20 protein-coding genes are annotated in these 22,031 nt (G+C 68.4%); 11 read left to right on the top strand and 9 right to left on the bottom strand.

All coding sequences use genetic code 11. From position 1 onward, the window contains the following. The first annotated feature begins 19 nt into the window (after window positions 1–19). The 3 genes from radA (at window position 20) to purF (ending at window position 3,669) form a co-directional block, all read left to right on the top strand. On the top strand, window positions 20–1,384 hold the full coding sequence (radA, locus tag BLT64_RS06610) for a DNA repair protein RadA (protein WP_011750174.1): 1,365 nt from the start codon (window positions 20–22) through the stop codon (window positions 1,382–1,384). Window positions 1,385–1,427: 43 nt separating this feature from the next. Next, window positions 1,428–2,039, top strand: coding sequence for a CvpA family protein (locus tag BLT64_RS06605; protein WP_011750173.1), 612 nt, complete (start codon window positions 1,428–1,430; stop codon window positions 2,037–2,039). A 133-nt stretch (window positions 2,040–2,172) separates the two neighbouring features. Next, window positions 2,173–3,669: an amidophosphoribosyltransferase gene (purF, locus tag BLT64_RS06600; protein WP_086000175.1), complete on the top strand. Its 1,497-nt coding sequence runs from the start codon at window positions 2,173–2,175 to the stop codon at window positions 3,667–3,669. A 90-nt stretch (window positions 3,670–3,759) separates the two neighbouring features. On the opposite strand, the gene BLT64_RS06595 is transcribed toward purF, so the two are convergent. The 3 genes from BLT64_RS06595 to gmk are packed head-to-tail and all read right to left on the bottom strand — an operon-like array spanning window position 3,760 to window position 5,965. Then, window positions 3,760–4,812 carry an ATP-binding protein gene (locus BLT64_RS06595; RefSeq protein WP_011750171.1) on the bottom strand — a complete coding sequence of 351 codons (1,053 nt, stop codon included), beginning with the start codon at window positions 4,810–4,812 and terminating at the stop codon, window positions 3,760–3,762. After that, window positions 4,809–5,336 carry a gamma carbonic anhydrase family protein gene (locus BLT64_RS06590; protein ID WP_011750170.1) on the bottom strand — a complete coding sequence of 176 codons (528 nt, stop codon included), beginning with the start codon at window positions 5,334–5,336 and terminating at the stop codon, window positions 4,809–4,811. The genes BLT64_RS06595 and BLT64_RS06590 overlap by 4 nt, the downstream gene beginning before the upstream one ends. Next, entirely contained in the window at window positions 5,333–5,965 is a 633-nt protein-coding gene (gene gmk, locus BLT64_RS06585) for a guanylate kinase (protein ID WP_041530636.1), read from the bottom strand. The genes BLT64_RS06590 and gmk overlap by 4 nt, the downstream gene beginning before the upstream one ends. A 293-nt stretch (window positions 5,966–6,258) precedes the next feature. Here gmk and BLT64_RS06580 point away from each other — a divergent pair, with 293 nt between their 5' ends. Further along, window positions 6,259–6,912 (top strand): PAS domain-containing protein, encoded by a 654-nt coding sequence (locus BLT64_RS06580; protein WP_232290542.1) that lies wholly within the window; start codon window positions 6,259–6,261, stop codon window positions 6,910–6,912. Window positions 6,913–7,021: 109 nt separating this feature from the next. Here BLT64_RS06580 and BLT64_RS06575 read toward each other — a convergent pair whose 3' ends face one another. Beyond that, a complete protein-coding gene (locus BLT64_RS06575) occupies window positions 7,022–8,431 on the bottom strand; it encodes a class II 3-deoxy-7-phosphoheptulonate synthase (protein ID WP_041530635.1) in 1,410 nt (469 codons plus the stop codon). 118 nt (window positions 8,432–8,549) lie between these two features. Between BLT64_RS06575 and BLT64_RS06570 the strand changes: the two genes are divergently transcribed. The 6 genes from BLT64_RS06570 (at window position 8,550) to BLT64_RS06545 (ending at window position 14,925) form a co-directional block, all read left to right on the top strand. Beyond that, window positions 8,550–9,563, top strand: coding sequence for a GlxA family transcriptional regulator (locus BLT64_RS06570; protein WP_011750166.1), 1,014 nt, complete (start codon window positions 8,550–8,552; stop codon window positions 9,561–9,563). Window positions 9,564–9,686: 123 nt separating this feature from the next. Further along, window positions 9,687–10,871 (top strand): ABC transporter substrate-binding protein, encoded by a 1,185-nt coding sequence (locus BLT64_RS06565; RefSeq protein WP_011750165.1) that lies wholly within the window; start codon window positions 9,687–9,689, stop codon window positions 10,869–10,871. Between the two features lie 105 nt (window positions 10,872–10,976). Next, window positions 10,977–11,855 carry an ABC transporter ATP-binding protein gene (locus BLT64_RS06560; protein ID WP_041530431.1) on the top strand — a complete coding sequence of 293 codons (879 nt, stop codon included), beginning with the start codon at window positions 10,977–10,979 and terminating at the stop codon, window positions 11,853–11,855. Further along, window positions 11,855–12,565: an ABC transporter ATP-binding protein gene (locus tag BLT64_RS06555; protein WP_011750163.1), complete on the top strand. Its 711-nt coding sequence runs from the start codon at window positions 11,855–11,857 to the stop codon at window positions 12,563–12,565. The genes BLT64_RS06560 and BLT64_RS06555 overlap by 1 nt, the downstream gene beginning before the upstream one ends. 2 nt (window positions 12,566–12,567) lie before the next feature. Next, window positions 12,568–13,569, top strand: a complete 1,002-nt coding sequence (locus BLT64_RS06550; RefSeq protein WP_011750162.1) for a branched-chain amino acid ABC transporter permease — start codon at window positions 12,568–12,570, stop codon at window positions 13,567–13,569. Window positions 13,570–13,584: 15 nt separating this feature from the next. Continuing rightward, complete coding sequence (locus tag BLT64_RS06545; protein WP_011750161.1) at window positions 13,585–14,925, top strand: branched-chain amino acid ABC transporter permease; 1,341 nt, start codon at window positions 13,585–13,587, stop codon at window positions 14,923–14,925. Between the two features lie 81 nt (window positions 14,926–15,006). On the opposite strand, the gene purN is transcribed toward BLT64_RS06545, so the two are convergent. Both purN and purM read right to left on the bottom strand, forming a co-directional pair. Further along, window positions 15,007–15,603, bottom strand: a complete 597-nt coding sequence (purN, locus tag BLT64_RS06540; RefSeq protein ID WP_011750160.1) for a phosphoribosylglycinamide formyltransferase — start codon at window positions 15,601–15,603, stop codon at window positions 15,007–15,009. Further along, window positions 15,600–16,646: a phosphoribosylformylglycinamidine cyclo-ligase gene (gene purM, locus BLT64_RS06535; RefSeq protein ID WP_011750159.1), complete on the bottom strand. Its 1,047-nt coding sequence runs from the start codon at window positions 16,644–16,646 to the stop codon at window positions 15,600–15,602. Before purM ends, purN begins: the two co-directional genes overlap by 4 nt. A gap of 208 nt (window positions 16,647–16,854) precedes the next feature. On the opposite strand from purM, the gene BLT64_RS06530 reads away from it, so the two are divergent. Then, window positions 16,855–18,420, top strand: coding sequence for an SARP family transcriptional regulator (locus BLT64_RS06530; RefSeq protein WP_241663490.1), 1,566 nt, complete (start codon window positions 16,855–16,857; stop codon window positions 18,418–18,420). A gap of 12 nt (window positions 18,421–18,432) precedes the next feature. On the opposite strand, the gene BLT64_RS06525 is transcribed toward BLT64_RS06530, so the two are convergent. The 3 genes from BLT64_RS06525 to bhcR form a co-directional block, all read right to left on the bottom strand. After that, window positions 18,433–19,149 carry a pentapeptide repeat-containing protein gene (locus tag BLT64_RS06525; protein WP_011750157.1) on the bottom strand — a complete coding sequence of 239 codons (717 nt, stop codon included), beginning with the start codon at window positions 19,147–19,149 and terminating at the stop codon, window positions 18,433–18,435. Between the two features lie 88 nt (window positions 19,150–19,237). Further along, window positions 19,238–20,929: a DUF6345 domain-containing protein gene (locus BLT64_RS06520; protein ID WP_128493061.1), complete on the bottom strand. Its 1,692-nt coding sequence runs from the start codon at window positions 20,927–20,929 to the stop codon at window positions 19,238–19,240. Window positions 20,930–21,119: 190 nt separating this feature from the next. Beyond that, window positions 21,120–21,959, bottom strand: a complete 840-nt coding sequence (bhcR, locus tag BLT64_RS06515) for an HTH-type transcriptional regulator BhcR (RefSeq protein ID WP_011750155.1) — start codon at window positions 21,957–21,959, stop codon at window positions 21,120–21,122. Window positions 21,960–22,031 lie beyond the last annotated feature (72 nt).

Raw genomic sequence — 22,031 nt, 5'->3', positions numbered from 1 at the left:
AATCTGCCAGATAGCGAGCATGGCCAAACCGATCACCGCCTTCACCTGCACCGCCTGCGGCGCCAGCCATCGCAAATGGGCCGGCCGCTGCGACGCCTGCGGCGCCTGGAACACCGTCATCGAGGAAGCGCCGCTCAGCCAGGGCCCCGGCCGCGGCCTCGGCACGCTCAAGGGCAAGCCTATCCCGCTTTCGGGCCTCGCCACGCAGGATGCGCCGCCCAGGCGCGCCACCTCCGGCATCGCCGAGCTCGACCGGGTGCTGGGCGGCGGGCTGGTCCCCGGCTCGGCCATTCTCGTCGGCGGCGATCCGGGCATCGGCAAGTCCACCCTGCTGCTGCAGGCCGCCGCCGCCTTTGCCCGCGCCGGTCAGCAGGCGATCTATGTCTCGGGCGAGGAAGCCAGCGCCCAGGTCCGGTTGCGCGCACAGCGCCTGGGCCTGGGCGACGCGCCCGTCCGCCTGGGTGCCGAGACCGCGCTGCGCGACATCCTGACCACGCTCGACGCCGAGCGCCCCGACGTGGCGGTGATCGACTCGATCCAGACGCTCTGGTCCGACCGGATCGAGGCCGCGCCCGGCTCGGTGGCGCAGGTCCGCGCCAGCGCGCATGAACTCGTCATCTTCGCCAAGCGGCGCGGCACCTCGGTCATCTTGGTCGGCCATGTCACCAAGGAGGGCCAGATCGCCGGCCCCCGCGTGGTCGAGCACATGGTCGACACCGTGCTGTATTTCGAGGGCGAGCGCGGCCACCAGTTCCGCATCCTGCGCGCCCACAAGAACCGTTTCGGCCCCGCCGACGAGATCGGCGTCTTCGAGATGACCGGGGGCGGGCTTGCCGAGGTCGCCAACCCCTCGGCGCTGTTCCTGTCCGAACGCGGCGAGGCCAGCGCCGGCTCGGCGGTCTTTGCCGGGATCGAGGGCACGCGCCCGGTGCTGACCGAGGTGCAGGCGCTGGTCGCCCCCTCGACATTGGCAAGTCCCCGCCGAACCGTGGTCGGGCTGGATGGCGGACGGGTCTCGACCATCCTCGCCGTGCTCGAGGCGCGCTGCGCCGTCCCCTTCGCGGGTCTCGACGTTTTCCTCAATGTTGCCGGGGGGATGCGCGTCAGCGAGCCCGCCGCAGACCTTGCGATCGCCGCCGCGCTGCTCAGCGCGCGCGAGGACGTGGCGCTGCCGCCCGAGGCGGTGCTTTTCGGCGAAATCAGCCTCTCGGGCGCACTGCGGCCCGTCGCGCAGGCGGAAAACAGGTTGAAAGAGGCGCAGAAACTTGGTTTTTCACGAGCGATCCTGCCTTCGGCCACCAAGGTCGAGGGCGTGGCCGGGATGCGAATCGACCGCATCGCGGATCTGACAAGTTTCGTGGGCGAGACATTCGGCGCCGGATGAACTCGTCCCAAAGACGCGGGGAATGCCGCGAAAGGGCGTGAAAATGGACGGATTCACCATCATCGACGGCATTGTCGCCGCCGTGATCATCCTCTCGGCGATCCTGGCCTATGCGCGGGGCTTCGTGCGCGAATCGCTGGCGATTCTCGGCTGGATCGGCGCGGCGGTGCTGGCCTTCATCTTCGCGCCGACGGTGCGGCCGATGGTGGCGCAGGTTCCGGGGCTGAACAAGTTCCTGGCCGACAGCTGCGAACTTGCCACCATCGCCGGCTTCGCCGCGGTCTTCGCGCTGGCGCTGGTGCTGTTCTCGATCATCACGCCGCTGTTTTCCTCGGTCGTGCAGCGTTCGGCGCTCGGCGGCGTGGATCAGGGCATGGGGTTCCTCTTCGGGGTGGCGCGCGGCATCCTGCTCGTCGCCATCGCCTTCATCGTCTATGACCGGGTGATGGCGACGCAGCCCGTGGCGGTGGTCGAGAACTCCCGCTCGGCGCAGGTGTTCGAGCGCATGCGCGGCCAGATGGACCAGCAGATCCCGCAGGACGCGCCGGGTTGGGTGGTCAGCCGCTATGAACAACTGGTGCGCAGTTGCGTGCCCTCGGGCCAGCCGGTCGACGCCCAAACGCCCGCCCCCACGCCCGCCGCACCGGCGAATTGAGCCGATATGGCCAATTTGTGACATAAAAAGCGCCCCGCGATGGCCGTGGGGCGTGACTTCGTCCGCCTGACACCCTAGATTGGCGTCAAGCGTCCCATACCCAGCCCCGGAATAGCCCCAAGAGTCGGTGATGATGCAGCCATTCCTTGCCCATCCCTTCGATTCCGACCGCCTGCATGAAGAATGCGGCGTGTTCGGCGTGATCGGAGTGACGGATGCCGCCAATTTCGTCGCATTGGGGCTGCATGCCTTGCAGCACCGCGGGCAGGAGGCCGGCGGCATCGTCGCCCATGATGCCGAGCAGGGCTTCAACAGCGCCCATCGCTTCGGCTATGTGCGCGACAACTTCACCAAGCAAAGCCTGATGGAGACCCTGCCCGGCTCGCTCGCCATCGGCCATGTGCGCTATTCCACCGCCGGCACCAAGGCGGCGACGGCGATCCGCGACGTGCAGCCCTTCTTCGGCGAATTCGCCATGGGCGGCTGCGCGCTCGCCCATAACGGCAACATCACCAACGCCATGGCGCTGCGTCGCGAACTGATCGAGCGCGGCTCGATCTTCCAGTCCAGTTCCGACAGCGAATGCATCATCCACCTGATGGCGCGTTCCATTCAGCGCAACATCCCCGAGCGGATGAAGGACGCGCTGCGCCGGGTCGAGGGGGCCTTCAGCGTCATCGCCATGACCCGCACCAAGCTGATCGGCGTGCGCGACCCGCTGGGCGTGCGCCCGCTGGTGTTGGGCCGCATCGGCGACGAGGGCTTCGTGCTTGCCTCCGAAACCTGCGCGCTCGACATCATCGGCGCCGAGTTCCTGCGCGAGATCGAGCCGGGCGAAATGGTGGTGATCTCCAAGGGCGAGATCGAGTCCTCGCGCCCCTTCGGTCCCTCGACGGGGCGCTTCTGCATCTTCGAGCATGTGTATTTCTCGCGTCCCGATTCGATCATCGGCGGCCGTTCCGTCTATGAGACCCGGCGCCAGATCGGCGTGGAACTGGCCCGCGAGGCGCCGGTCGAAGCCGATCTGGTCTGCCCGGTGCCCGACAGCGGCACGCCGGCCGCCATCGGTTATGCGCATGAAAGCGGCATCCCCTTTGGCATGGGCATCATCCGCAACCAGTATATGGGCCGGACCTTCATTGAACCGACCGAGCAGATCCGCAACATGGGCGTGCGGCTGAAGCTCAACGTCAACCGCGCGCTGGTCAAGGGCAAGCGCGTGGTGCTGGTGGACGATTCGGTGGTGCGCGGAACGACCTCGCGCAAGATCAAGGACATGATCCTGGATGCCGGCGCGGCCGAGGTGCATTTCCGCATCGCCTCGCCGCCGACTGCCTGGCCCTGCTTCTACGGCGTGGACACGCCCGACCGCGAAAAGCTGCTGGCCGCGCAGATGTCCGAGGAAGAGATGCGCGAATGGATCGGCGTCGACAGCTTGGCCTTCGTGTCGCTTGACGGGCTTTATCGCGCCGTGGGCGAGGCGCGGGGCCGCAACAGCGCCTGCCCGCAATATTGCGATGCCTGTTTCTCGGGCGAATATCCGGTGGCGCCCTTCGACCAGCTTGAACGCGGCTTCCGCATGAAATCCGACTGCGCCGCGCATCCGGTCACCGACCACGCGGCAGAGTGATCCGTCCGCGGCCGGGACGCGGGGCCATAAAAAAGCCGGGGGCTCGATGCTCCCGGCTTTTTTCGCTTTCGCGACCTGCGGCCTGCCGGTTCAGATGCGGCCGATCTGTTCGGGCAGGATGACGGTGAAGCGGCTGCCCTTTCCGCGCTCGCTTTCGATGCGCAGGCGGCCGCGATGCCGGTTCACGATATGCTTGACGATGGCCAGGCCCAGCCCGGTGCCGCCCTGCTCGCGCGAGCGATGCGTGTCGACGCGATAGAACCGCTCGGTCAGGCGCGGCAGGTGCTGCTGATCGATGCCCTCGCCCTGGTCGGCGACGGAAACCGCCCAGGCCGGGCCGCGCAGCACCGGCTCATGCGCCAGCCGTTCCAGCGTCACCGTCGCCACGCCGCCACCGCCGCCGTATTTCAGCGCGTTCTCGACCAGGTTGTGAAACACCTGAACCAGTTGGTCGGCGTCGCCCGGCACCGGCACCTTGCCGGCTGCGCCCTGCAGTTCCAGCCGCACCCCGGCCGCGGCGGCGGCGGGCGTCAGCGTTGCCACGACGCTGCGCAGCAGCCCGGCCAGGTCCAGGTTCTGCGCCGGGCGGCGGCGCTCGTCCTGCTCGACGCGGCTCAGCGACAAGAGGTCGGCAACCAGCCGGTTCATCCGCCCCGCTTCGCGCTCCATGATGTCGAGAAAGCGCGCGCGCGCGGCGGGGTCGTTGCGGGCCGGACCGCGCAAGGTCTCGATAAAGCCCATCAGTGCGGTCAGCGGCGTGCGCAATTCATGGCTGACATTGGCGACGAAGTCGCGGCGCATCTGCTCGGTTTCCTCATCGCGCGAGCGGTCCTCGATCACCACGGCCGCACCCAGCAGCCCCGGCGCCTGCAAGGCCGTCACCGTCACCTCGCAAAACACCCGTCGGTCGGCCGCGCCCAAGGTGACGTTCAGCCGCGCCCGTTCCTGCCCGGCCAGCACGGCATCCAGCGCGGCATTGACCTCGGGGTGGCGCAGCACGGTGACGAAGGGTCGCCCGCCCGGTACCGCACCCAGAAGCGCCTCGGCCGGTTCGTTGGCGCCCAGGATGCGCGCCTGCCGGTCGACGACCAGCATCGCCACCGGCACGGCCCGCAAAAGCGCATGCAGCCGCGCCTCGATCATCCCCGGCCGGCCTGCACCAGCCCCTGCCGAAAGCGGGCGGCGTTGCGGTTATAGCCTTCGGCCGATTTCAGCAGTTGCGCCCGCGCCGCCTCGTCCAACTCGCGCACGATCTTTCCGGGTGCGCCCATGACCAAAGAGCCGGGCGGGATCACCTTGTTCTCGGCAATCAGGGCCCCGGCGCCGATCAGCGAGCCGGCTCCGATCCTTGCCCCGTTCAGGATGATCGCGCCCATGCCGATCAGCGCGCCTTCCTCGATGGTGCAGCCGTGCAGGATGGCGCGATGGCCGATGGTGCAGTTCGCGCCGATGCTCAGCGGATAGCCGATATCGGTATGGCAGATCGCCAGGTCCTGCACGTTCGCATTCCGGCCGACGCGGATTTCCTCGTTGTCGCCGCGCAGCACGGCGCCGAACCAGACGCTGGCGCCCGGCTCCAGCACGACCTTGCCCATCAGCTGCGCATCCGGCGCCACCCAGGCGTCCTCGGCGATTTGCGGCGCGATACCGTCCAGTTCCCAGATCATGCGCTTTCCTCCTCCATGAGCGCCCGAACGAAGGGGCCAAGCCCCACCTGCCGGGCGCGGCGCATCCGCTCGGCCCGCAGGATGGTCTTCAGCGCCTCGGCGCTGCGGTCCAGGTCGTCGTTGACGATGACATAATCGTACTCCGCCCAATGGCTGATTTCGTCCCGGCTTTTGCGCATGCGGCCGGCGATCACCTCCGGCGCGTCCTGCTGGCGCGAGATCAGCCGGCGCTCCAGCTCGGCCAGGCTGGGCGGCAGCACGAAGATCGAGATGACATGTCCGCCAAGGCTAGACGCGCGGATCTGCTGGCCGCCCTGCCAGTCCACGTCGAACAGAGTGTCGCGGCCGGCGCGCATCGCCTCCTCGACCGGGCCGCGCGGGGTGCCGTAGAAATTGCCGAAGACCTCGGCATGTTCCAGCATCTCGCCCGCCGCGACCATGGCGCGGAACTGCTCGGCGGTGCGGAAATAGTAATGCTCGCCCTCGACCTCGCCGGGGCGCGGCCTGCGGGTGGTGGCCGAGACGGAAAAGCGCAGGCCCGGATCCCAGTCCATCAGCTGCCGCGCCAGCGTCGATTTGCCCGCCCCCGAGGGCGAGGACAGGATCACCAGAAGTCCGCTGCGCTCCATCTCCATCCGCCTTGTCCCCTGCCGTTCCAGCGCCGCCTGAATGGCCCTGCCCGCCAGCAGGGTCAAGCCCCGCCCGGCGGCGGGCGGGGTTTTAACCATTGGTCAAGAAATCGCTCGGCAGCCGGAAAGGAAAGGTCTAGGTTTCCGCCAGGGGTTTGCTTCGCGAGTGACAGGTAAGGCCGGGACGGATGTCGGACGATCACGGACAGGACGGGGATTCCCCGCGCAGGCCCGATTTTCCCCGGAACCGGCCGGGAAAACTGCTGCATCTTGCCGATTATGAGCCCGTACAGATGGACCGAATACTGGGCGAATTGCGCGGTTACTGGGAGGGGTTGCGCCATGGCCGCGCCATTCCCGACCGCGCCGATGTCGAGCCGCGCGGCATCCGTCGGGCGCTGGATTACGCCTTTATCCTGGAGCGCATCGCCCCCGGCGCGGCCCGGCTCCGCCTGGCCGGACGCCATCTGGTCGACCTGATGGGGATGGAGGTGCGCGGCATGCCGCTTTGCGCCCTGCTGCACACCAGTTCGCGTGGCCGGTTGTCGGATGTGCTGGAAAGCGTGTTTCGCGGCCCGCAGATCGCCGAGATCGTGCTCGATTCCCCCGCTGGTTATGGCCGGCCGGCGCTGAGCGGCCGGATGCTGCTCTTGCCGCTGCGCTCGGACCTGGGGGACGTGACGCGGGCGCTTGGCTGCCTGATCGCCGAGGGCCGGATCGGCGAAGCCCCGCGGCGCTTCGACCTGCGCTCGGATGCGGAGTTCCCGGTCATTCCCGGCGCCAGGGTGCTGGAGCCTTCGCCTTCGTCGCCGGGATTCGCCGAGCCTCCGCCGCGCTGGGGCGGCACCCCGCCGGCCGAACCGCCGTCCAAGGACGCAAGCCCCGAGGAACGCCGTGCCCGCTTTCATGTCGTCAGCAGCGACAAGCCGCCTGGCATCGGCTTCTGATCCGGCGCGGCAAGGCGCGCGCCGGATCGCCGACCTTCCCCGGCCGGCGGGCATGAAAAAGGGCGGCGGGGTCCAAGCCCAGCCGCCCAATTCTCCGGCTTGCAGGCGGTCAGCCCGCCTTGGCCTGCTTGCTCGCGCCGTTGACGCGGCGATTGCGCAACTCCTCGGCCACCAGGAAGGCCAGTTCCAGCGACTGGCTGGCGTTCAGCCGCGGATCGCAGGCCGTGTGATAGCGGTTCGACAGATCCTCGTCGGTGACGGCGCGCACGCCGCCGATGCATTCGGTCACGTCCTGGCCGGTCATCTCGAAATGCACGCCACCTGGGATGGTGCCCTCGGCGCGGTGGACGGCAAAGAATTCGCGCACCTCGCGCAGCACCGAATCGAAGGGCCGGGTCTTGTAGCCCGAGGCCGACTTGATGGTGTTGCCATGCATCGGATCGCAGGACCACACGACATTCGCGCCCTCTTCGCGCACGGCACGGATCAGCCGCGGCAGATGGTCGCCGACCGAACCGGCGCCGAAGCGCGCGATCAGCGTCAGCCGGCCCGGCTCGTTTTCCGGGTTCAGCTTGGCGATCAGCGCCTTGAGGTCGCTGTCGCTGATCGAGGGGCCGCATTTCAGCCCGATCGGGTTCTGCACGCCGCGGCAGAACTCGACATGGGCACCGTCCACCTGGCGGGTGCGGTCGCCGATCCAGATCATGTGGCCCGAGCCCGCGACCGGCAGGCCGGTGGTCGAATCGATCCGTGCCAGAGCCTCTTCGTATTCCAGCAGCAGGGCCTCGTGGCTGGTGTAGAAATCGACCTTGCCGAGGTCATGCGCGGTTTCCGAGGTCACGCCCGCCGCCGCCATGAAGGCCATCGCGTCGCTGATGCGCTCGGCGATATCGCGATAGCGCGCCGCCTCCTCGCCGCCGGTGAAATCGCTGATCCAGCTTTGCACCCGGTGGATGTCGGCATAGCCCCCGGTCGAGAAGGCGCGCAGCAGGTTCAGCGAGGCCGCCGCCTGGGTATAGGCCGCAAGCATGCGCTGCGGATCGGGGATGCGCGCCTCGGGCGTGAAATCGAAGCCGTTGATGATGTCGCCGCGATAGCTGGGCAGTTCCTGCTCGCCCATCTTCTCGGTCGGGGCCGAGCGCGGCTTGGCGAACTGGCCCGCCATGCGGCCGACCTTGACCACCGGAAGCTGCGCGCCCCAGGTCAGCACGACGGCCATTTGCAGCATGACCTTGAACGTGTCGCGGATGTTGTCGGCCGAGAATTCGGCAAAGCTTTCCGCGCAATCGCCGCCCTGCAGCAGGAAGGCGCGGCCGGCCGCGACCTCGCCCAGCGAGGCTTTCAGGCGGCGCGCCTCGCCGGCAAAGACCAGCGGCGGGTATTTGGCCAGCTGCGCCTCGACGGCGGCGACGCCGGGCTGGTCGGGATAGTCAGGCATCTGGACGCGCGGATAGGCGCGCCAGCCACGCTTGTCCCATGCCTGTGCCGGGGTCGCGGAACTGGAATTCGTCGGTGCCATGATCCTATCCTTCATGCAATCTGTGCCTGCCATATAGAGGTTGTATGCCCAAAGGAAAAGCCTTGCGCGCGCCGCGATTGCCTGCTGATCTGCCGCGGATTCCAGACGCGCGACCGACATGCCAGACCTCGATCCAGCAACGCCCCCCGTCCCGGGGCAGATCACGGCGCCTTCCGGGGCCCAGGCGCTGCGCTATGTCTTCCTGTTGCTGGACCGTTTCACCATGGTTTCCTTTGCCGCCGCCATCGAGCCTTTGCGGCTGGCGAACCGGCTGGCCGGGCGCGAACTTTACCAGTGGCGGCTGATCGGCGAACAGGGCGAGACCGCGCTTTGCTCGAACGGTGCGCGCATCCTGCTGGACGGCCCGCTGTTTGAAACCCGGCGCGACGACACGGTGCTGGTCTGCGGCGGGCTCGACGTGGCGCGGGCCGCGACGAGGCCGGTTCTGGCCTGGCTGCGGCGCGAGGCGCGGCGCGGCACCCGGATCGGCGCGCTGTGCACCGGCGCCTGGGTGCTGGCCGAGGCCGGGCTGCTCGACGGGCGCCGCGCCACCATCCATTGGGAAAACCAGGACGGTTTCGCCGAGAAATTCCCCGATGTCACCCTGATCCGCACCGTCTTCGTCGAGGACGGCAGCCGGCTGACCGCCGCCGGGGGCACCGCCGCCATCGACCTGATGCTGCGCCAGATCGCCCGCGACCACGGCGCCGAACTGGCGGGGCGGGTGGCCGACCAGATGATCCATACCGCGATCCGCTCGGAAGAGGACCAGCAGCGCCTGTCCAGCCCGACCCGCATGGGCGCGCGCCATCCCCGGCTGGCGCAGGTCCTGGCCCGGATGGAGGCCAATATCGAAGAGCCGGTCAGCCCGGCGCGGCTGGCCGCCGAGGCGGGCCTGTCGCCGCGCCAGCTCGAACGGCTGTTCGCGCGCTATCTCGGCCGCTCGCCCAAGCGCTACTATATGGAACTGCGGCTGGAACGCGCCCGCCACCTGCTCTTGCAGACCGGGATGAGCGTGATGGAGATCGCGCTGGCCTGCGGCTTCGCCTCGACCGCGCATTTCTCGAAATGCTACCGTGCGACCTATGGCTGCACCCCGTATCGCGAACGCGGCGCGGCGGGCGCCGGCTAAGGCATCTTCCGCTGCGGCAAGCGGCGGATCCGACGCCTTCTCCGGTCGCCAACACGCTTTTCTTTTCAATCGCGCGCTTATAACCTGTCAGACAGGACAATGTTCCACTCAGGGAGACGACTGATGAAAAAGCTTCTTCTGGCCAGCGCCGCCGGAGCCTTGCTTGCCGGTGCCGCCGGAGCCGAGGAAATCAAGATGGGTATTTCGCTGGGCCTGACCGGCCCCTTGGAATCCATTGCGCCGGCCATGCAGAAAGGCGCGGAACTGGCGATGAAGGAGGTCTCGGACAGCGGCAAGCTACTGGACGGCTCGACCGTGACCCCCGTGGTCGCCGACAACACCTGCATTGATGCGGCCGCCTCGGTCGCCGCAGTCACCCGCCTGGTCACGGCCGAGGGCGTCAAGGGCGTCATGGGGGGCATGTGCTCGGGCGAAACCATCGCCTCGCTCGAACAGGTCGGCGTGCCGCAGGGCGTCGTGATGATCTCGCCCTCGGCCACCTCGCCGGCGCTTTCGACCATCGACGACAAGGGCTTCTTCTTCCGCACCTCGCCTTCGGATGCGCGCCAGGGCGAAGTGATGGCCGATATCGTGCTGGAGCGCGGCATCAACAGCGTCGCCGTCACCTATACCAACAACGATTACGGCAAGGGCCTGGCCGACAGCTTCGCCGATGCCTACAAGCAGAAGGGTGGCGCCGTGACCGTGGTTTCGGCCCATGACGACGGCAAGGCCGACTATTCGGCCGAGGTCGCCGCGCTGGCCGCCGCCGGTGGCGATGCGCTGGTGGTGGCGGGCTATGCCGACCAGGGCGGCTCGGGCATCATCCAGGGCTCGCTGGATACCGGCGCCTTCGAAACCTTCGTGCTGCCCGACGGCATGGTGAACCAGACGCTGGTCGGAAAGTTCGGCGCGCAGTTGGAAACCTCGTTCGGCCAGAACCCCTCGGCCGAGGGCGAAGGGCAGGAGAAGTTCGACGCGCTCGCCAAGGAAGCCGGCTTCGACGGCACCTCGGCCTATGCCGGCGAATCCTATGATGCGTCCGCGCTGATGCTGCTGGCCATGCAGGCCGCCAAGTCCTCGGATCCCACGGTCTACAAGGACAAAGTGATGGAAGTCGCCAACGAGCCGGGCGAGAAGATCTATCCCGGTGAACTGGCCAAGGGGCTGGAGCTTCTGGCCGCAGGCCAGGACATCGACTATGTCGGCGCCACCTCGGTCGAGCTGATCGAGCCCGGCGAAAGCGCCGGTGTCTATCGCGAGGTCGATTTCAAGGGCGGCACGCTGAACGTGGTGGGCTATCGCTGAAGCCCGCAAGCCGGGGAAAGGGTCCGATTTTTCGGGCCCTTTTCATAATTAAAAACAATCCCGAAAGGGAAATTCTTCATGCAACGCATGAAGCAGGGGAGCGCTATGATCCAGGTCCACGACCTGCACAAGCATTTCGGAGGCTTCCGCGCCGTCGATGGCGCCAGCCTGACGATCGAGAAAGGCTCGATCACCGGGTTGATCGGTCCGAACGGAGCCGGGAAATCTACTCTTTTCAACGTGATCGCCGGGGTTCTGAAACCGACTTCCGGCCACGTCACCATGGCGGGCGAGGATATCACCGGCCTGCCGCCGCATGAGCTGTTCCACAAGGGGCTCCTGCGCACCTTCCAGTTGGCGCACGAGTTTTCGTCGATGACCGTGCGCGAGAACCTGATGATGGTGCCGGGCGCGCAGTGTGGCGAGACTCTGGTCAATACCTGGTTCCGCCGCGGCCGCATCCGCGAGGAAGAGCGCGCGCTTCGCAAGAAAGCCGACGAAGTCCTTGAGTTCCTGACCATTTCCCATGTCGCCGACGAAAAGGCCGGCAACCTGTCCGGTGGCCAGAAGAAGCTTCTGGAACTGGGCCGCACCATGATGGTGGATGCCAGGATCGTCTTTCTGGACGAGGTCGGCGCCGGGGTGAACCGCACGCTTCTGGGCACCATCGGCGATGCCATCGTGCGGCTGAACAAGGAGCGCGGCTATACCTTCTGCGTGATCGAGCACGACATGGACTTCATCGGCCGGCTTTGCGACCCGGTGATCGTCATGGCGGCAGGCAAGGTGCTGGCCCAGGGCTCGGCCGACAGCATCATGAAGAACGAGGCGGTGATCGAAGCCTATCTGGGCACCGGGCTCAAGAACAAGGTCGCCGCCGAAGTGGCCGAGGAAGCCGCATTCGGCGAAAGCCACGGCGCCCAGCCCGGTCTTGGCGCCGAGGCCGGGCGCGGCGGCGACGGCAAGCCAGCGGGGGATATGTGATGGCAGGGCCCTATCTTTCCGCCACCGCCATGCGCGGCGGCTATGGCAAGGCCGACATCCTGAACGGCTGCACCCTGACGGTCGAGCGTGGCCAGATCGCCGTGATCGTCGGCCCGAACGGCGCCGGCAAGTCCACGGCGATGAAGGCCGTCTTCGGCATGCTGCACCTGCGCGAAGGCCAGGTGGCGCTGGCGGGCGAGGACATCACCCATCTCAGCCCGCAGGAGCGGGTGCGCAAGGGCATGGGCTTCGTGCCGCAGACCCACAACATCTTCCCGACCATGACGGTCGAGGAAAACCTGGAAATGGGCGCCTTCATCCGCGAGGACGACTACCGCGACACCATGGCCCAGGTCTATGAACTGTTCCCCGCCGTGGCCGACAAGCGCAAGCAGAACGCCGGCGAGCTCTCGGGCGGCCAGCGCCAGCAGGTCGCCGTCGGCCGGGCGCTGATGACCAAGCCCAGCCTCTTGATGCTGGACGAGCCGACCGCCGGGGTCAGCCCCATCGTCATGGACGAGCTTTTCGACCGCATCATCGAGGTCGCCCGCACCGGGATTTCCATCCTGATGGTCGAGCAGAACGCCCGGCAGGCGCTGGAGATCGCCGATATCGGCTATGTCCTGGTGCAGGGCGCCAACCGTTACACCGACAGCGGGCAGGCGTTGCTGGCCGATCCCGAAGTCCGCCGCACCTTCCTGGGGGGCTGAAGATGGATATCCTGAACGCCCTTGTGGCCATCCTGAACTTCGTGGTGATCCCCGCCGCCTCCTACGGCGCGCAGTTGGCGCTTGGCGCGCTGGGGGTGACGCTGATCTATGGCATCCTGCGCTTTTCCAACTTCGCCCATGGCGACACCATGGCCTTCGGCGCCGCGCTGGTGATCCTGATCACCTGGGGGCTGCAATCCATCGGCGTCAGTCTGGGCCCGCTGCCGACCGCCCTGCTCGCCCTGCCCTTCGGCATCGCGCTGACCGCGGTCTTCATCCTGGGCACCGACCGCGTGGTCTATCGCTTCTATCGCAGCAAGCGCTCGGCGCCGATCATCCTGGTCATGGCCTCGGTCGGGGTCATGTTCATCATGAACGGGCTGACCCGGCTGATCATCGGCGTCGACGAGATCCGCTTCGACGACGGCGCGCGCTTCCTGATCACCGTGCAGCAGTTCCGCGCCTGGACCGGGCTGTCCGAGGGCCTGTCGCTGCGCGTCAGCCAGGCGCTGACGCTGGTGGTGACGGCGCTGGCCTGCTGGGCGCTGTTCCGCTTCCTGAACCGCTCGCGCGCCGGCAAGGCGATGCGGGCCTATTCCGACAACGAGGATCTGGCGCTGCTCTCGGGCATCGACCCCGAACGTGTGGTGCGCCTGACCTGGATCATCGCCACCGCGCTGGCGGTGACGGCGGGCACGCTTTACGGGCTGGACAAGTCCTTCAAGGTCTTCAACTACTTCCAGATCCTGCTGCCGATCTTTGCCGCTGCCATCGTCGGCGGGCTGGGCAATCCCCTGGGCGCGGTGGCGGGCGGCTTCATCGTCGCCTTCTCCGAGGTGGCCGTCACCTATCCCTGGCGCAAGATCGCCACCTATCTGGGCTTTCAGCCCGACGGGCTGCTGCAACTGCTGTCCACCGAATACAAGTTCGCAGTCAGCTTCGTGATCCTGATCGTGGTCCTGCTGTTCCGGCCGACCGGCCTGTTCCGCGGCAAATCCGTCTGAGGAGGGCGTTTATCCATGTCGAATACACGTCAAGCCGAAGCGGTCAGCCCCTGGCGCGCCCCGATCCTGTTCCTGATCCTGGCCGCGCTGTTCCTGGCCGAGGGCAGCTTTCGCAACGCGCTGTTCTCGGGCAGCTGGAACACGGCGCTGGCCATCCTGAACATGGGGCTGATCTCGGCCGTCATGGCCCTGGGCGTCAACATGCAATGGGGCTATGCCGGGCTTTTCAATGCCGGCGTCGTGGGTTTCCTGGCGCTTGGCGGGCTGGCGCCGGTGCTGGTCTCGACCGCGCCGGTGCAGGGTGCCTGGGCGGCGGGCGGGCCGCGGGTGATCCTGGCCCTTCTGGTGGGCCTTGGCACGCTGGTGCTGGCAGCGCAGGTCTGGAAGCGGGTCTCGGGCCTGATGCGGGTGCCGGCGCTGATCGCGGTGCTGGTGCTGGGATTCGTGCTCTACCGCTGGCTGTTCGATCCGGCGGTCATGGCGATCGAGGCGAACAATTCCGCGCGCGCCGGCAATATCGGCGGCCTGGGCTGGCCGGTGCTGCTGTCCTGGCCGGTCGGTGCGCTCTTTGCCGCGGCGGCGGCTTGGGGCGTGGGCAAGGTGGCGCTGGGGCTGCGCTCGGACTACCTGGCCATCGCCACGCTGGGCATCGGCGAGATCATCGTCGCGGTGATGCGCAACGAGGAATGGCTGTCGCGGGGGGTCAAGAACGTCTCGGGCATCCCGCGTCCGGTGCCTTATGAGCTGGAATTGCAGAGCAGTCCCGATTTCGTGGCGCGGGCCGCCGAATGGGGGCTGAGCCCCGCCGTCGCCTCGGGGATCTGGGTCAAGCTGCTTTACGCGGGCCTGTTCGGTGCCGTGCTGCTGGGGTTGATCCTGCTGGCCGAACTGGCGCTGAAATCGCCCTGGGGCCGGATGATGCGCGCGATCCGCGACAACGAGACCGCCGCCGAGGCCATGGGCAAGGACGTCACCCGCCGGCATTTGCAGATCTTCGTCATCGGCAGTGCGGTGATCGGCCTTGCCGGCGCGATGATGGTCACGCTGGACGGGCTTCTGTCGCCGAACAGCTTCAACCCCCTGCGCTATACCTTCCTGATCTGGGTCATGGTGATCGTCGGCGGCTCGGGCAACAACTGGGGCGCGGCGTTGGGGGCGATCCTGATCTGGTTCCTGTGGATCAAGGCCGAAGTCTGGGGCCCCGAGTTCATGCGGCTGGTCACCGGGCCATTGCCCGCAGGCGCATTGCGCGACCATCTGCTGGGCAGCGCACCGCATATGCGCTTTATCGCGCTTGGGGTGGTGTTGCTTCTGATGCTGCGATTCGCGCCACGCGGGCTGGTGCCCGAGAAATAGCCAGGCGAAGTCGCGGGGGCTTTGCCCCCGCACCCCCAGAGTATTTGGAAAACGGAGAAAGGCGCATGTCCGCGCCTTTTTTCACGCCGCGGTGAGGGTGATCGGCGTCAGGTCGCCCTGCGCGAAACGGCGCAGCACCTGGGGATAGAGCCGGTGTTCCTGGGTCAGCACGCGGGCGGCCAGCGTCTCGGCCGTATCGCCGGGCAGGACCGGCACGCGGGCCTGGCCGAGGATCGGGCCGGCGTCGAGTTCCGGCGTGACCAGGTGCACGCTGGCCCCGGCCTCGGCATCGCCGGCGTCGATGGCGCGCTGATGCGTATGCAAGCCCGGATATTTCGGCAGGAGCGAGGGGTGGATGTTCAGCATCCGGCCCTCGAACCGCTGCACGAAGTCCGGGGTCAGGATACGCATGAAGCCGGCAAGGCACAGGATGTCGGGCTGCGCGGCCAGCAGGGGTTCCAGCAGCGCTGCCTCGAAGCCCGCGCGGTCGCCGGGATAGGCCCGGTGGTCGATGGCGAAGCTCGGCACGCCCATGGCTTGCGCCCGGGCAAGGCCCGCTGCCTGCGGATCGTTCGAGCCGACGACGACCGGCCGCGCGGGATGCGTGCCGGTCATGGATTCGACCAGCTTGACCATGTTCGAGCCGCCGCCCGAGATCAGGATGGCGACGCGTTTCACCGCAGCCGGCCGCTGTAGCCCACGCCTGCGCCGGGGCTGACCTGGCCGAGGCGGAACACGGTCTCGCCCTCGGCCTTCAGCAGCGCCTCGATTGCGGCGGCACGATCGGCGGCGACGGCCAGGATCATGCCGATGCCGCAGTTGAAGGTCTTGAGCATCTCGGCCTCGGCGATCCCGCCGGCCTCGGCCAGCCAGTCGAATACCGGTGGCAGGCTGAAGCTGTCGAGGTCGACCTGGGCCCCCAGCCCCTCGGGCAGGACGCGCGGCAGGTTTTCCGTGATGCCGCCGCCGGTGATATGGGCCGCCGCATGCACGCCGCCGGCACGGATCGCAGCCAGCACCGGACGCACATAAAGCCGGGTCGGGACCAGAAGCGCCTGGCCCAGCGTGCCCATGCCGAAGGGCGCAGGCGCGTTCCAGTCGAGCCCGGCATGGTCGGCCACCCTGCGCACCAGCGAGAATCCGTTGGAATGCACCCCGTCCGAGGCAAGGCCCAGCAGGACGTCGCCGTCCGCGACGCCCGCCGGCAGGGCCGTGCCGCGCTCCATCGCGCCGACGGCAAAGCCGGCAAGGTCGAAGTCGCCGCGGGCATACATGCCGGGCATCTCGGCCGTCTCGCCGCCGATCAGTGCGCAACCGGAACGGTGGCAGCCTTCGGCAATGCCGTTGATGACTCGCGCCGCCTCATCGACCGACAGCTTGCCGGTGGCGAAATAGTCGAGGAAGAACAGGGGCTCGGCGCCCTGGCAGACCAGGTCGTTCACGCACATGGCGACAAGGTCGATGCCCAGCCCGTCAAGCTCGCCCGTATCGATGCCGATGCGCAGCTTGGTGCCGACACCGTCGGTCGCGGCCACCAGCACCGGATCGCGGTAACCCGCGGCCCGCGGATCGAACAGCGCGCCGAAACCGCCGAGCCCCTCCATCACGCCCGGGCGGCGGGTGGCGGCGGCGGCGGGCTTGATCCGCTCGACCAGCGCATTGCCCGCGTCGATATCCACTCCGGCCTCGGCATAGGACAGGCCGCTCTTGCGCTCGGTCATCTTCGGGATCCCCTTTGCTTTGACGCTCCGATAGCGCAGGCGCGGCGCGCAGGCAATGTATCGGCTGCAGGCGGGATCCGATTCCAGCCGCTCCAGCACCGCGCCCCTGCACGGCGGCGGCTGTTCGCCCGCACCCTGGCGCATTAAGATCAATATGCGACCATAACGAAGCCATGCGGCGAATCAAATGCCTGCCACGCTGAGTCTGATGGGATCCGTGCGCCTGCGCGGCGCCGGCGGGGCGGATCTGACCCCCCGCAGCCAGAAGGCGCGTGGCGCGCTGGCACTGCTGGGCACGGCGCCCGACCTGCGCCTGAGCCGCGCCCGGCTGCAAGACCTGTTGTGGAGCGAACGGGGCCGGCAGCGCGGTTCGGACAGCCTGCGGCAGATGCTGCGCGAGCTGCGCGCGGCCCTGGGCGCGGAAAAGGACATCCTGCTGGCCGGCGTGGGCTGGGTGGGGCTGGACCCCGAGCGGCTGCGCATCGACCTGACGCCGGTCTATGACGCCGGCGGCGTGCCGATCGAGTTCGCCGCCGATATCGACATTCCCGACCCCGAGTTCGAGACATGGCTGCGCGACATGCGCCTGCGGCTGACGCCGGAAAGCGACGGCCCCAGCGCCCTGCAACGGCCCTTGGCGCCAGTGGCCGCAGCCTGGTATGACACCAGCCCCGCGCCCGGCGACTATGTCGTGGCCTTGCGTCCGGTCGAAAGCAACGACAGCCGCGCCCATGTCATCGGCGAGATGATCGTGAACGAGGCCGCCGCCCGCGCCTGCGAGATGATCCCGGCGGTGCTGGCCGACCGGCCGGACGCACAGGCGCCGCCGACCGGCACGCAGGTCAGCGCGATCTGCTATTCGGCGGGGATCGACTGCTCGCTGATGGTGGTGATGCGCGACATCGCCACGGGCGCGCGCGGCTGGACGCGGCGCTTCACCATCCGCGCCGCCGACGAAACCGCGACCATGCGCCATGCCGTGGCACAGATCGCGGTGGCGCTGCTCGACCGGGCGCGGCGGACCGCGCCGCCGGCGCAGGGGCTGACCTTCCCGGTCTGGGACGTGTTCAGCTATTCCCGCGACCGCCTGGAATCCGCCGACCGCATCCTTGCCTCGCTGCCGCAGGAGCGACAGAGCGGCGTCGCGCTGGCGCTGCGTTCCTACCTGCGCAACACGCTGATCAGCGAGCGGCTGACCGAGGATCCGGCGCGCTGCTCGGACGAGGCCGAAGCCTTTGCGCAGCTGGCCCGCGACCTGGCGCCCGCCAATCCGGCGGTGCTGGCGGTGGCCTCGCTTTCGGCCTCGTGGCGGCGGGATGCGGTGGGGGCGCTGGAACTGGCGCAGGCCGCCTGCCGCAACGATCCCGACAACGAACTGGCCTGCCATGCACTGTCGCAGGCGCTGACCGATGTCGGTCGCGATCTCGAGGCGCTCGAGGCGACCGAACGCGGCGCGCGTGGCGCCCTGGCCGAGCTTGGTCCCGCCTCGTGGCTGATGCGCCGCGCCGTCGTGCAGTTGCGGCTGGGTCGCCTGGGCGATGCCGAGAACTCGGCCGCCGCGGCCTTTGCCTTCGCCCCGGACAACCGGCCCTCGCTGCGTTTCCTGGCGGCGCTGCGCTATCATCGGGGCGATGTGGCCGCGGCGGCCGATGCGCTGCGCCATCTGCGCCGGATCGAGCCAGATTTCTCGCTGGAGCTGATGGCCGACCCGGATTATCCGGTTGCGCCACTGCGCATGGCCAGGTTGATGGGGATCACGCGCTCGGGGCTGTAAGCCCGGCGGCCGTCACGGCGAAACCAGCACCTCCAGCACGACGGGCGCCCTGCCCTCGCCCGGCTCCAGCACCAGCCGCGCACGGCCCGGGGCGATGGCGCAAAAGACCAGCACGCAGGGTGGACCCGCGACCTGTGCCGGCCGTTCGGGGCCGGAAAGGATCGGCGCGCCTACGAGCCGGGCCAACCCGGACGGATGCGGGACCGCTTCGGACAGGCTGTTCAGGTGCATCTCCAGCCGGTCGCCGCAGCGCAGGGCCACGGGTTCGGAGACATGTTCTTCGTGCAGGATGCAGGTGGTGGGCCGGTGCCGTGCCGGATAACGTAGCGGCGGTGCCCCGGTCGCCATCGCCCGCTGCATGCTGTCGAGCCAGGCCCCGCGCAGCAGCGCCGCCGTCAGGTCGGCACGGTCCAGCCGGGCGCCGGTCAGGTCGGCACGCTCCAGCACCGCGCCCCGCAGGTCGGCATCCGACAGGTCGGCCAGCCCAAGGCTCGCCCGCGACAGGTTGGCGTTGCGAAACCGCGCCCGCGCCGCGCATGCCGACCAGAGGCTGGCATCTGAAAGCTGCGCATCGGTCAGGTCGGTCTCGGTCAGGTCGGCATAGGACAGATCGGCCCCCACCAGCGTCATGCCGGACAGATCCAGCCCGGCCAGGTCGGACCCGGCCAGGTGCAGGCGTCCCATCGTCGCGATGCGCCGGACGATTTCGGCGCGGGTGTATTTCGCCATGCTCCCCCTCTCGGGAATTCCTCCCCATGGCCTTGCCGCCAGTCAAGTGCCCGGAGGCGGCTGCCTCCGCCCCCGGGCTACCGGATCGTCAGTCACCCAGGTCAGACTGGATCCAGTAACGCTTGCGAAAGCCGCGCACGCATTCGATCTCGATGCCCTGGCGGGCGACGAGACGCGCCGTGTTGCTGCGGATTCCGTATCCGATTTCCGTCGTGCCCGGCAGGATGCGCAGGCTGAGCGGCGCCGCCCCGCGCGCCGCCAGATCGCGCATCAGCCGCGCCGAATGCTGCGCCAGGATGCGGGCGATCGTCTGCGGCTCGGGCGTGGGCGGGCCCTCGGGCCGCAGGGGTGCCGGCGGATCGTCGGGCATGCCATGGGGATGGGCGCGGGCCGGCATGCGCTCAGCCACCCGGCGCAGGGTCGATTCGATGCGCAGCACGCTGCCGTCCGGCCGCATCGCCAGCCGCAGGCTGCCGGCATCCGGGGTCAGCACCGGGATACCGTCGATGGACTGGCGGAATTGCACGATGATTTCGTCCAGGCTTTCCGCAGGAGGCTCGTCCAGCCGGCGCAGGCTGGCCGTCGCGGACATGGCCAGCGAGACGCGGTCGAAGACCAACTCGGTCCCCGGCAGCAGGAAGCCATGGCTGCGCAACGCATTCTGGGCCCGGCTGACAAGCGTGCGGCGCGGCGGCATCTCGCGCAGGCCCCGCCCCGGCGCACCGGGCTCGAACTCCAGCAGGATGCGCCCGTCGGGCCGGCGTTGGAAGCGGACGGGGCCGTGGCTGACCGAGATCGCGCCCTGCGCATCGGCCGCAACCAAGGCCGGGTCCAGTCCCAGGCGCGACAGCACCGCCCTGGCCAGCGCGCGATCCTCGGCCGCCGGGACCAGCCGCACCGCCGCGAACTCGGCCGGCGGCTCGGTCAGCGCCGCCTCGCGCCTGTAAAGCGCCACGGGCGCGTGCCAGCGCCAGGCCCAATATTGCGCCGCACCGCGCTGCGCCCGGAATTGCCGTTCGCCAAAAAGCATGGCCAGCGCCACGTCGCGATCCGGCGCGCAGGCGCAGGCGACCGGGCTCTGATCGGGTGCGATGTCCCAGGCCCCGTCCAGCCATGCCTGCGCGAAGGGCTTGCCCATCTGCCAATGGTGCCAGAAATTCGCGCCATAGCGGCCGGAATCCCAGCAGATCGAGTCGAAGCCGAACAGCATGCGCAAGCCCTGGTTGGCCCGCACCCAACTGTGCAGCGGGCTGTAGCCGGGCCCGATCCGCAGCGACTGGCTGGTGGACCAGAACAGGTAGCGCAGCGCACCCGAGCCAAGCCGCATCCGGTCGGAGGTCAGGCAGGCATCCGCCCCGGTCCACAGCGCCCCCATCGGCAGGTGGAAGATCCCGTCCTCGTCCATCCGGCCATGCCCGGCATGATAGAACACCCGCACCGAATCCATGTCCCGGCCCGGCGCATGCTCCACCGCCTGCCGGTCATAGATCCAGGATTTCACCGCCCCGTCCCGGCGCCAGAAATCCGGCGTGGCGAAACGATCCACCGCATCCAGAAAACCGCCGGCATCGCGATGGGCGGCATGCAGCGCCCCGGCGGCACGATAGGTCTCGACGCTGCATGCGCCATAGATGCGGCGGCCCCGGCCGGTGCCATCCGCCGTGTCGCCGATTACCGCCTCGGCAGGGTCCAGCGGTGCTTCGGTTTCCAGGGCCTGCCCGGCGCGGACCTGCCGCGCCGCGTCCAGTCCGGGATCCAGTCTGGGAACGAAGTCTTCCATGCCGTCGGCTCCTTGCAGGACACGCGCCGGGCCTTCTGGGGCCAGGCAGGCGGATGCGGTCATATGCTGCACCGAAGCTAGGATGGGCCGCGTGAACTGAACGTGAATCTGCGGTTAATATACAAATCACCCGCGAATCCCGGCAATCTCCCCTGAATAGCCGGGCATGTCCTGGTCAAGTTTAGACGAATCAGGCTCTTTCGCCGGCATCCTTGCGCGGCGCCATGCCGAAGGACAGCTCCCGCGCGGCCTCGATCACCGCATCGGACATGGCGGAAAGCCGGGCATCCGACATGCGCAATGTCGGCCCCGAAACCGAGATCCCCGCCGCCGCCTCGCCGGCAAGGTCGAAGATCGGCGCGGCGATGCAGCGCATGCCGGGCGTGCGCTCCTCGTTGTCCAGCGCATAGCCGCGGGCGCGGATCTGCACGAGATCCTCGACCAGTGCTGCGGGATCGGTCAGGGTCATGTCGGTGAACCGCTCCAGCCGCATCTCGCGCAGCATCCGCTTCAGGTCCAGGGGCCGGGCATGGGCCAGCAACGCCTTGCCGATCCCCGAGGCATGCAGCGCCGAGCGCGTGCCGGGCGGAAAGAAGGCGCGGATCGTCTCATGCGTCTCGGCCTGGCTTAGGAACAGGACCGCATCGCCGTTCAGGATGCCCAGGTTCGCCGTCTCGCCCGTCACCTCCATCAGCCGGCGCAGAAGCGGCCGCGCCCGCTCGACCAGGCCCGAGCGGCGCATGAAGGCCGAGCCGTGCCGGAACGCCGTCGGCCCGACATGCCATGCCTGCGTCTGGCTGTCGCTTTCCGCCACCCCGCGCGCCGCCAGCGTCACCAGCACCCGGTGCACGGTCGAAGGCGCCATGTCCAGCCGCTGCGCGATCTCGGTCAGGGTCAACCCGCTGGAGACCGCGATCAGGTCAAGGATGTCCAGCGCCCGGTCCAGCGCCCGGATGCCGCCCGAATCCTCGGCGCCAAGGCCGCCGGCACGTCCCCTCGGACGGCCCCTTTTGCGGATTTGAACCGACATTCAATTTTTCCTTTCGACAACTTTCTGAGTTTGTTGAAAATCACTCTTTGGCTTTGGAAAAGAGCAACGATC

The sequence above is a fragment of the Paracoccus denitrificans genome (genome assembly GCF_900100045.1).
Classification (GTDB): domain Bacteria; phylum Pseudomonadota; class Alphaproteobacteria; order Rhodobacterales; family Rhodobacteraceae; genus Paracoccus; species Paracoccus denitrificans.
This window is presented reverse-complemented; position numbering and strand designations above follow the sequence as displayed.

What these genes read in the sequence shown, in the direction of transcription:
- BLT64_RS06565 (WP_011750165.1), top strand. Translation starts at nt 9,687, where the DNA reads ATGAAAAAGCTTCTTCTGGCCAGCGCCGCCGGAGCCTTGCTTGCCGGT.
- bhcR (WP_011750155.1), bottom strand. Translation starts at nt 21,959, where the DNA reads ATGTCGGTTCAAATCCGCAAAAGGGGCCGTCCGAGGGGACGTGCCGGC.
- gmk (WP_041530636.1), bottom strand. Translation starts at nt 5,965, where the DNA reads ATGGAGCGCAGCGGACTTCTGGTGATCCTGTCCTCGCCCTCGGGGGCG.
- BLT64_RS06525 (WP_011750157.1), bottom strand. Translation starts at nt 19,149, where the DNA reads ATGGCGAAATACACCCGCGCCGAAATCGTCCGGCGCATCGCGACGATG.
- BLT64_RS06520 (WP_128493061.1), bottom strand. Translation starts at nt 20,929, where the DNA reads ATGGAAGACTTCGTTCCCAGACTGGATCCCGGACTGGACGCGGCGCGG.
- BLT64_RS06570 (WP_011750166.1), top strand. Translation starts at nt 8,550, where the DNA reads ATGCCAGACCTCGATCCAGCAACGCCCCCCGTCCCGGGGCAGATCACG.
- BLT64_RS06545 (WP_011750161.1), top strand. Translation starts at nt 13,585, where the DNA reads ATGTCGAATACACGTCAAGCCGAAGCGGTCAGCCCCTGGCGCGCCCCG.
- purM (WP_011750159.1), bottom strand. Translation starts at nt 16,646, where the DNA reads ATGACCGAGCGCAAGAGCGGCCTGTCCTATGCCGAGGCCGGAGTGGAT.
- BLT64_RS06575 (WP_041530635.1), bottom strand. Translation starts at nt 8,431, where the DNA reads ATGGCACCGACGAATTCCAGTTCCGCGACCCCGGCACAGGCATGGGAC.
- BLT64_RS06530 (WP_241663490.1), top strand. Translation starts at nt 16,855, where the DNA reads ATGGGATCCGTGCGCCTGCGCGGCGCCGGCGGGGCGGATCTGACCCCC.
- BLT64_RS06580 (WP_232290542.1), top strand. Translation starts at nt 6,259, where the DNA reads ATGGACCGAATACTGGGCGAATTGCGCGGTTACTGGGAGGGGTTGCGC.
- BLT64_RS06555 (WP_011750163.1), top strand. Translation starts at nt 11,855, where the DNA reads ATGGCAGGGCCCTATCTTTCCGCCACCGCCATGCGCGGCGGCTATGGC.
- BLT64_RS06590 (WP_011750170.1), bottom strand. Translation starts at nt 5,336, where the DNA reads ATGATCTGGGAACTGGACGGTATCGCGCCGCAAATCGCCGAGGACGCC.
- BLT64_RS06605 (WP_011750173.1), top strand. Translation starts at nt 1,428, where the DNA reads ATGGACGGATTCACCATCATCGACGGCATTGTCGCCGCCGTGATCATC.
- radA (WP_011750174.1), top strand. Translation starts at nt 20, where the DNA reads ATGGCCAAACCGATCACCGCCTTCACCTGCACCGCCTGCGGCGCCAGC.
- BLT64_RS06595 (WP_011750171.1), bottom strand. Translation starts at nt 4,812, where the DNA reads ATGATCGAGGCGCGGCTGCATGCGCTTTTGCGGGCCGTGCCGGTGGCG.
- purF (WP_086000175.1), top strand. Translation starts at nt 2,173, where the DNA reads ATGCAGCCATTCCTTGCCCATCCCTTCGATTCCGACCGCCTGCATGAA.
- BLT64_RS06560 (WP_041530431.1), top strand. Translation starts at nt 10,977, where the DNA reads ATGATCCAGGTCCACGACCTGCACAAGCATTTCGGAGGCTTCCGCGCC.
- BLT64_RS06550 (WP_011750162.1), top strand. Translation starts at nt 12,568, where the DNA reads ATGGATATCCTGAACGCCCTTGTGGCCATCCTGAACTTCGTGGTGATC.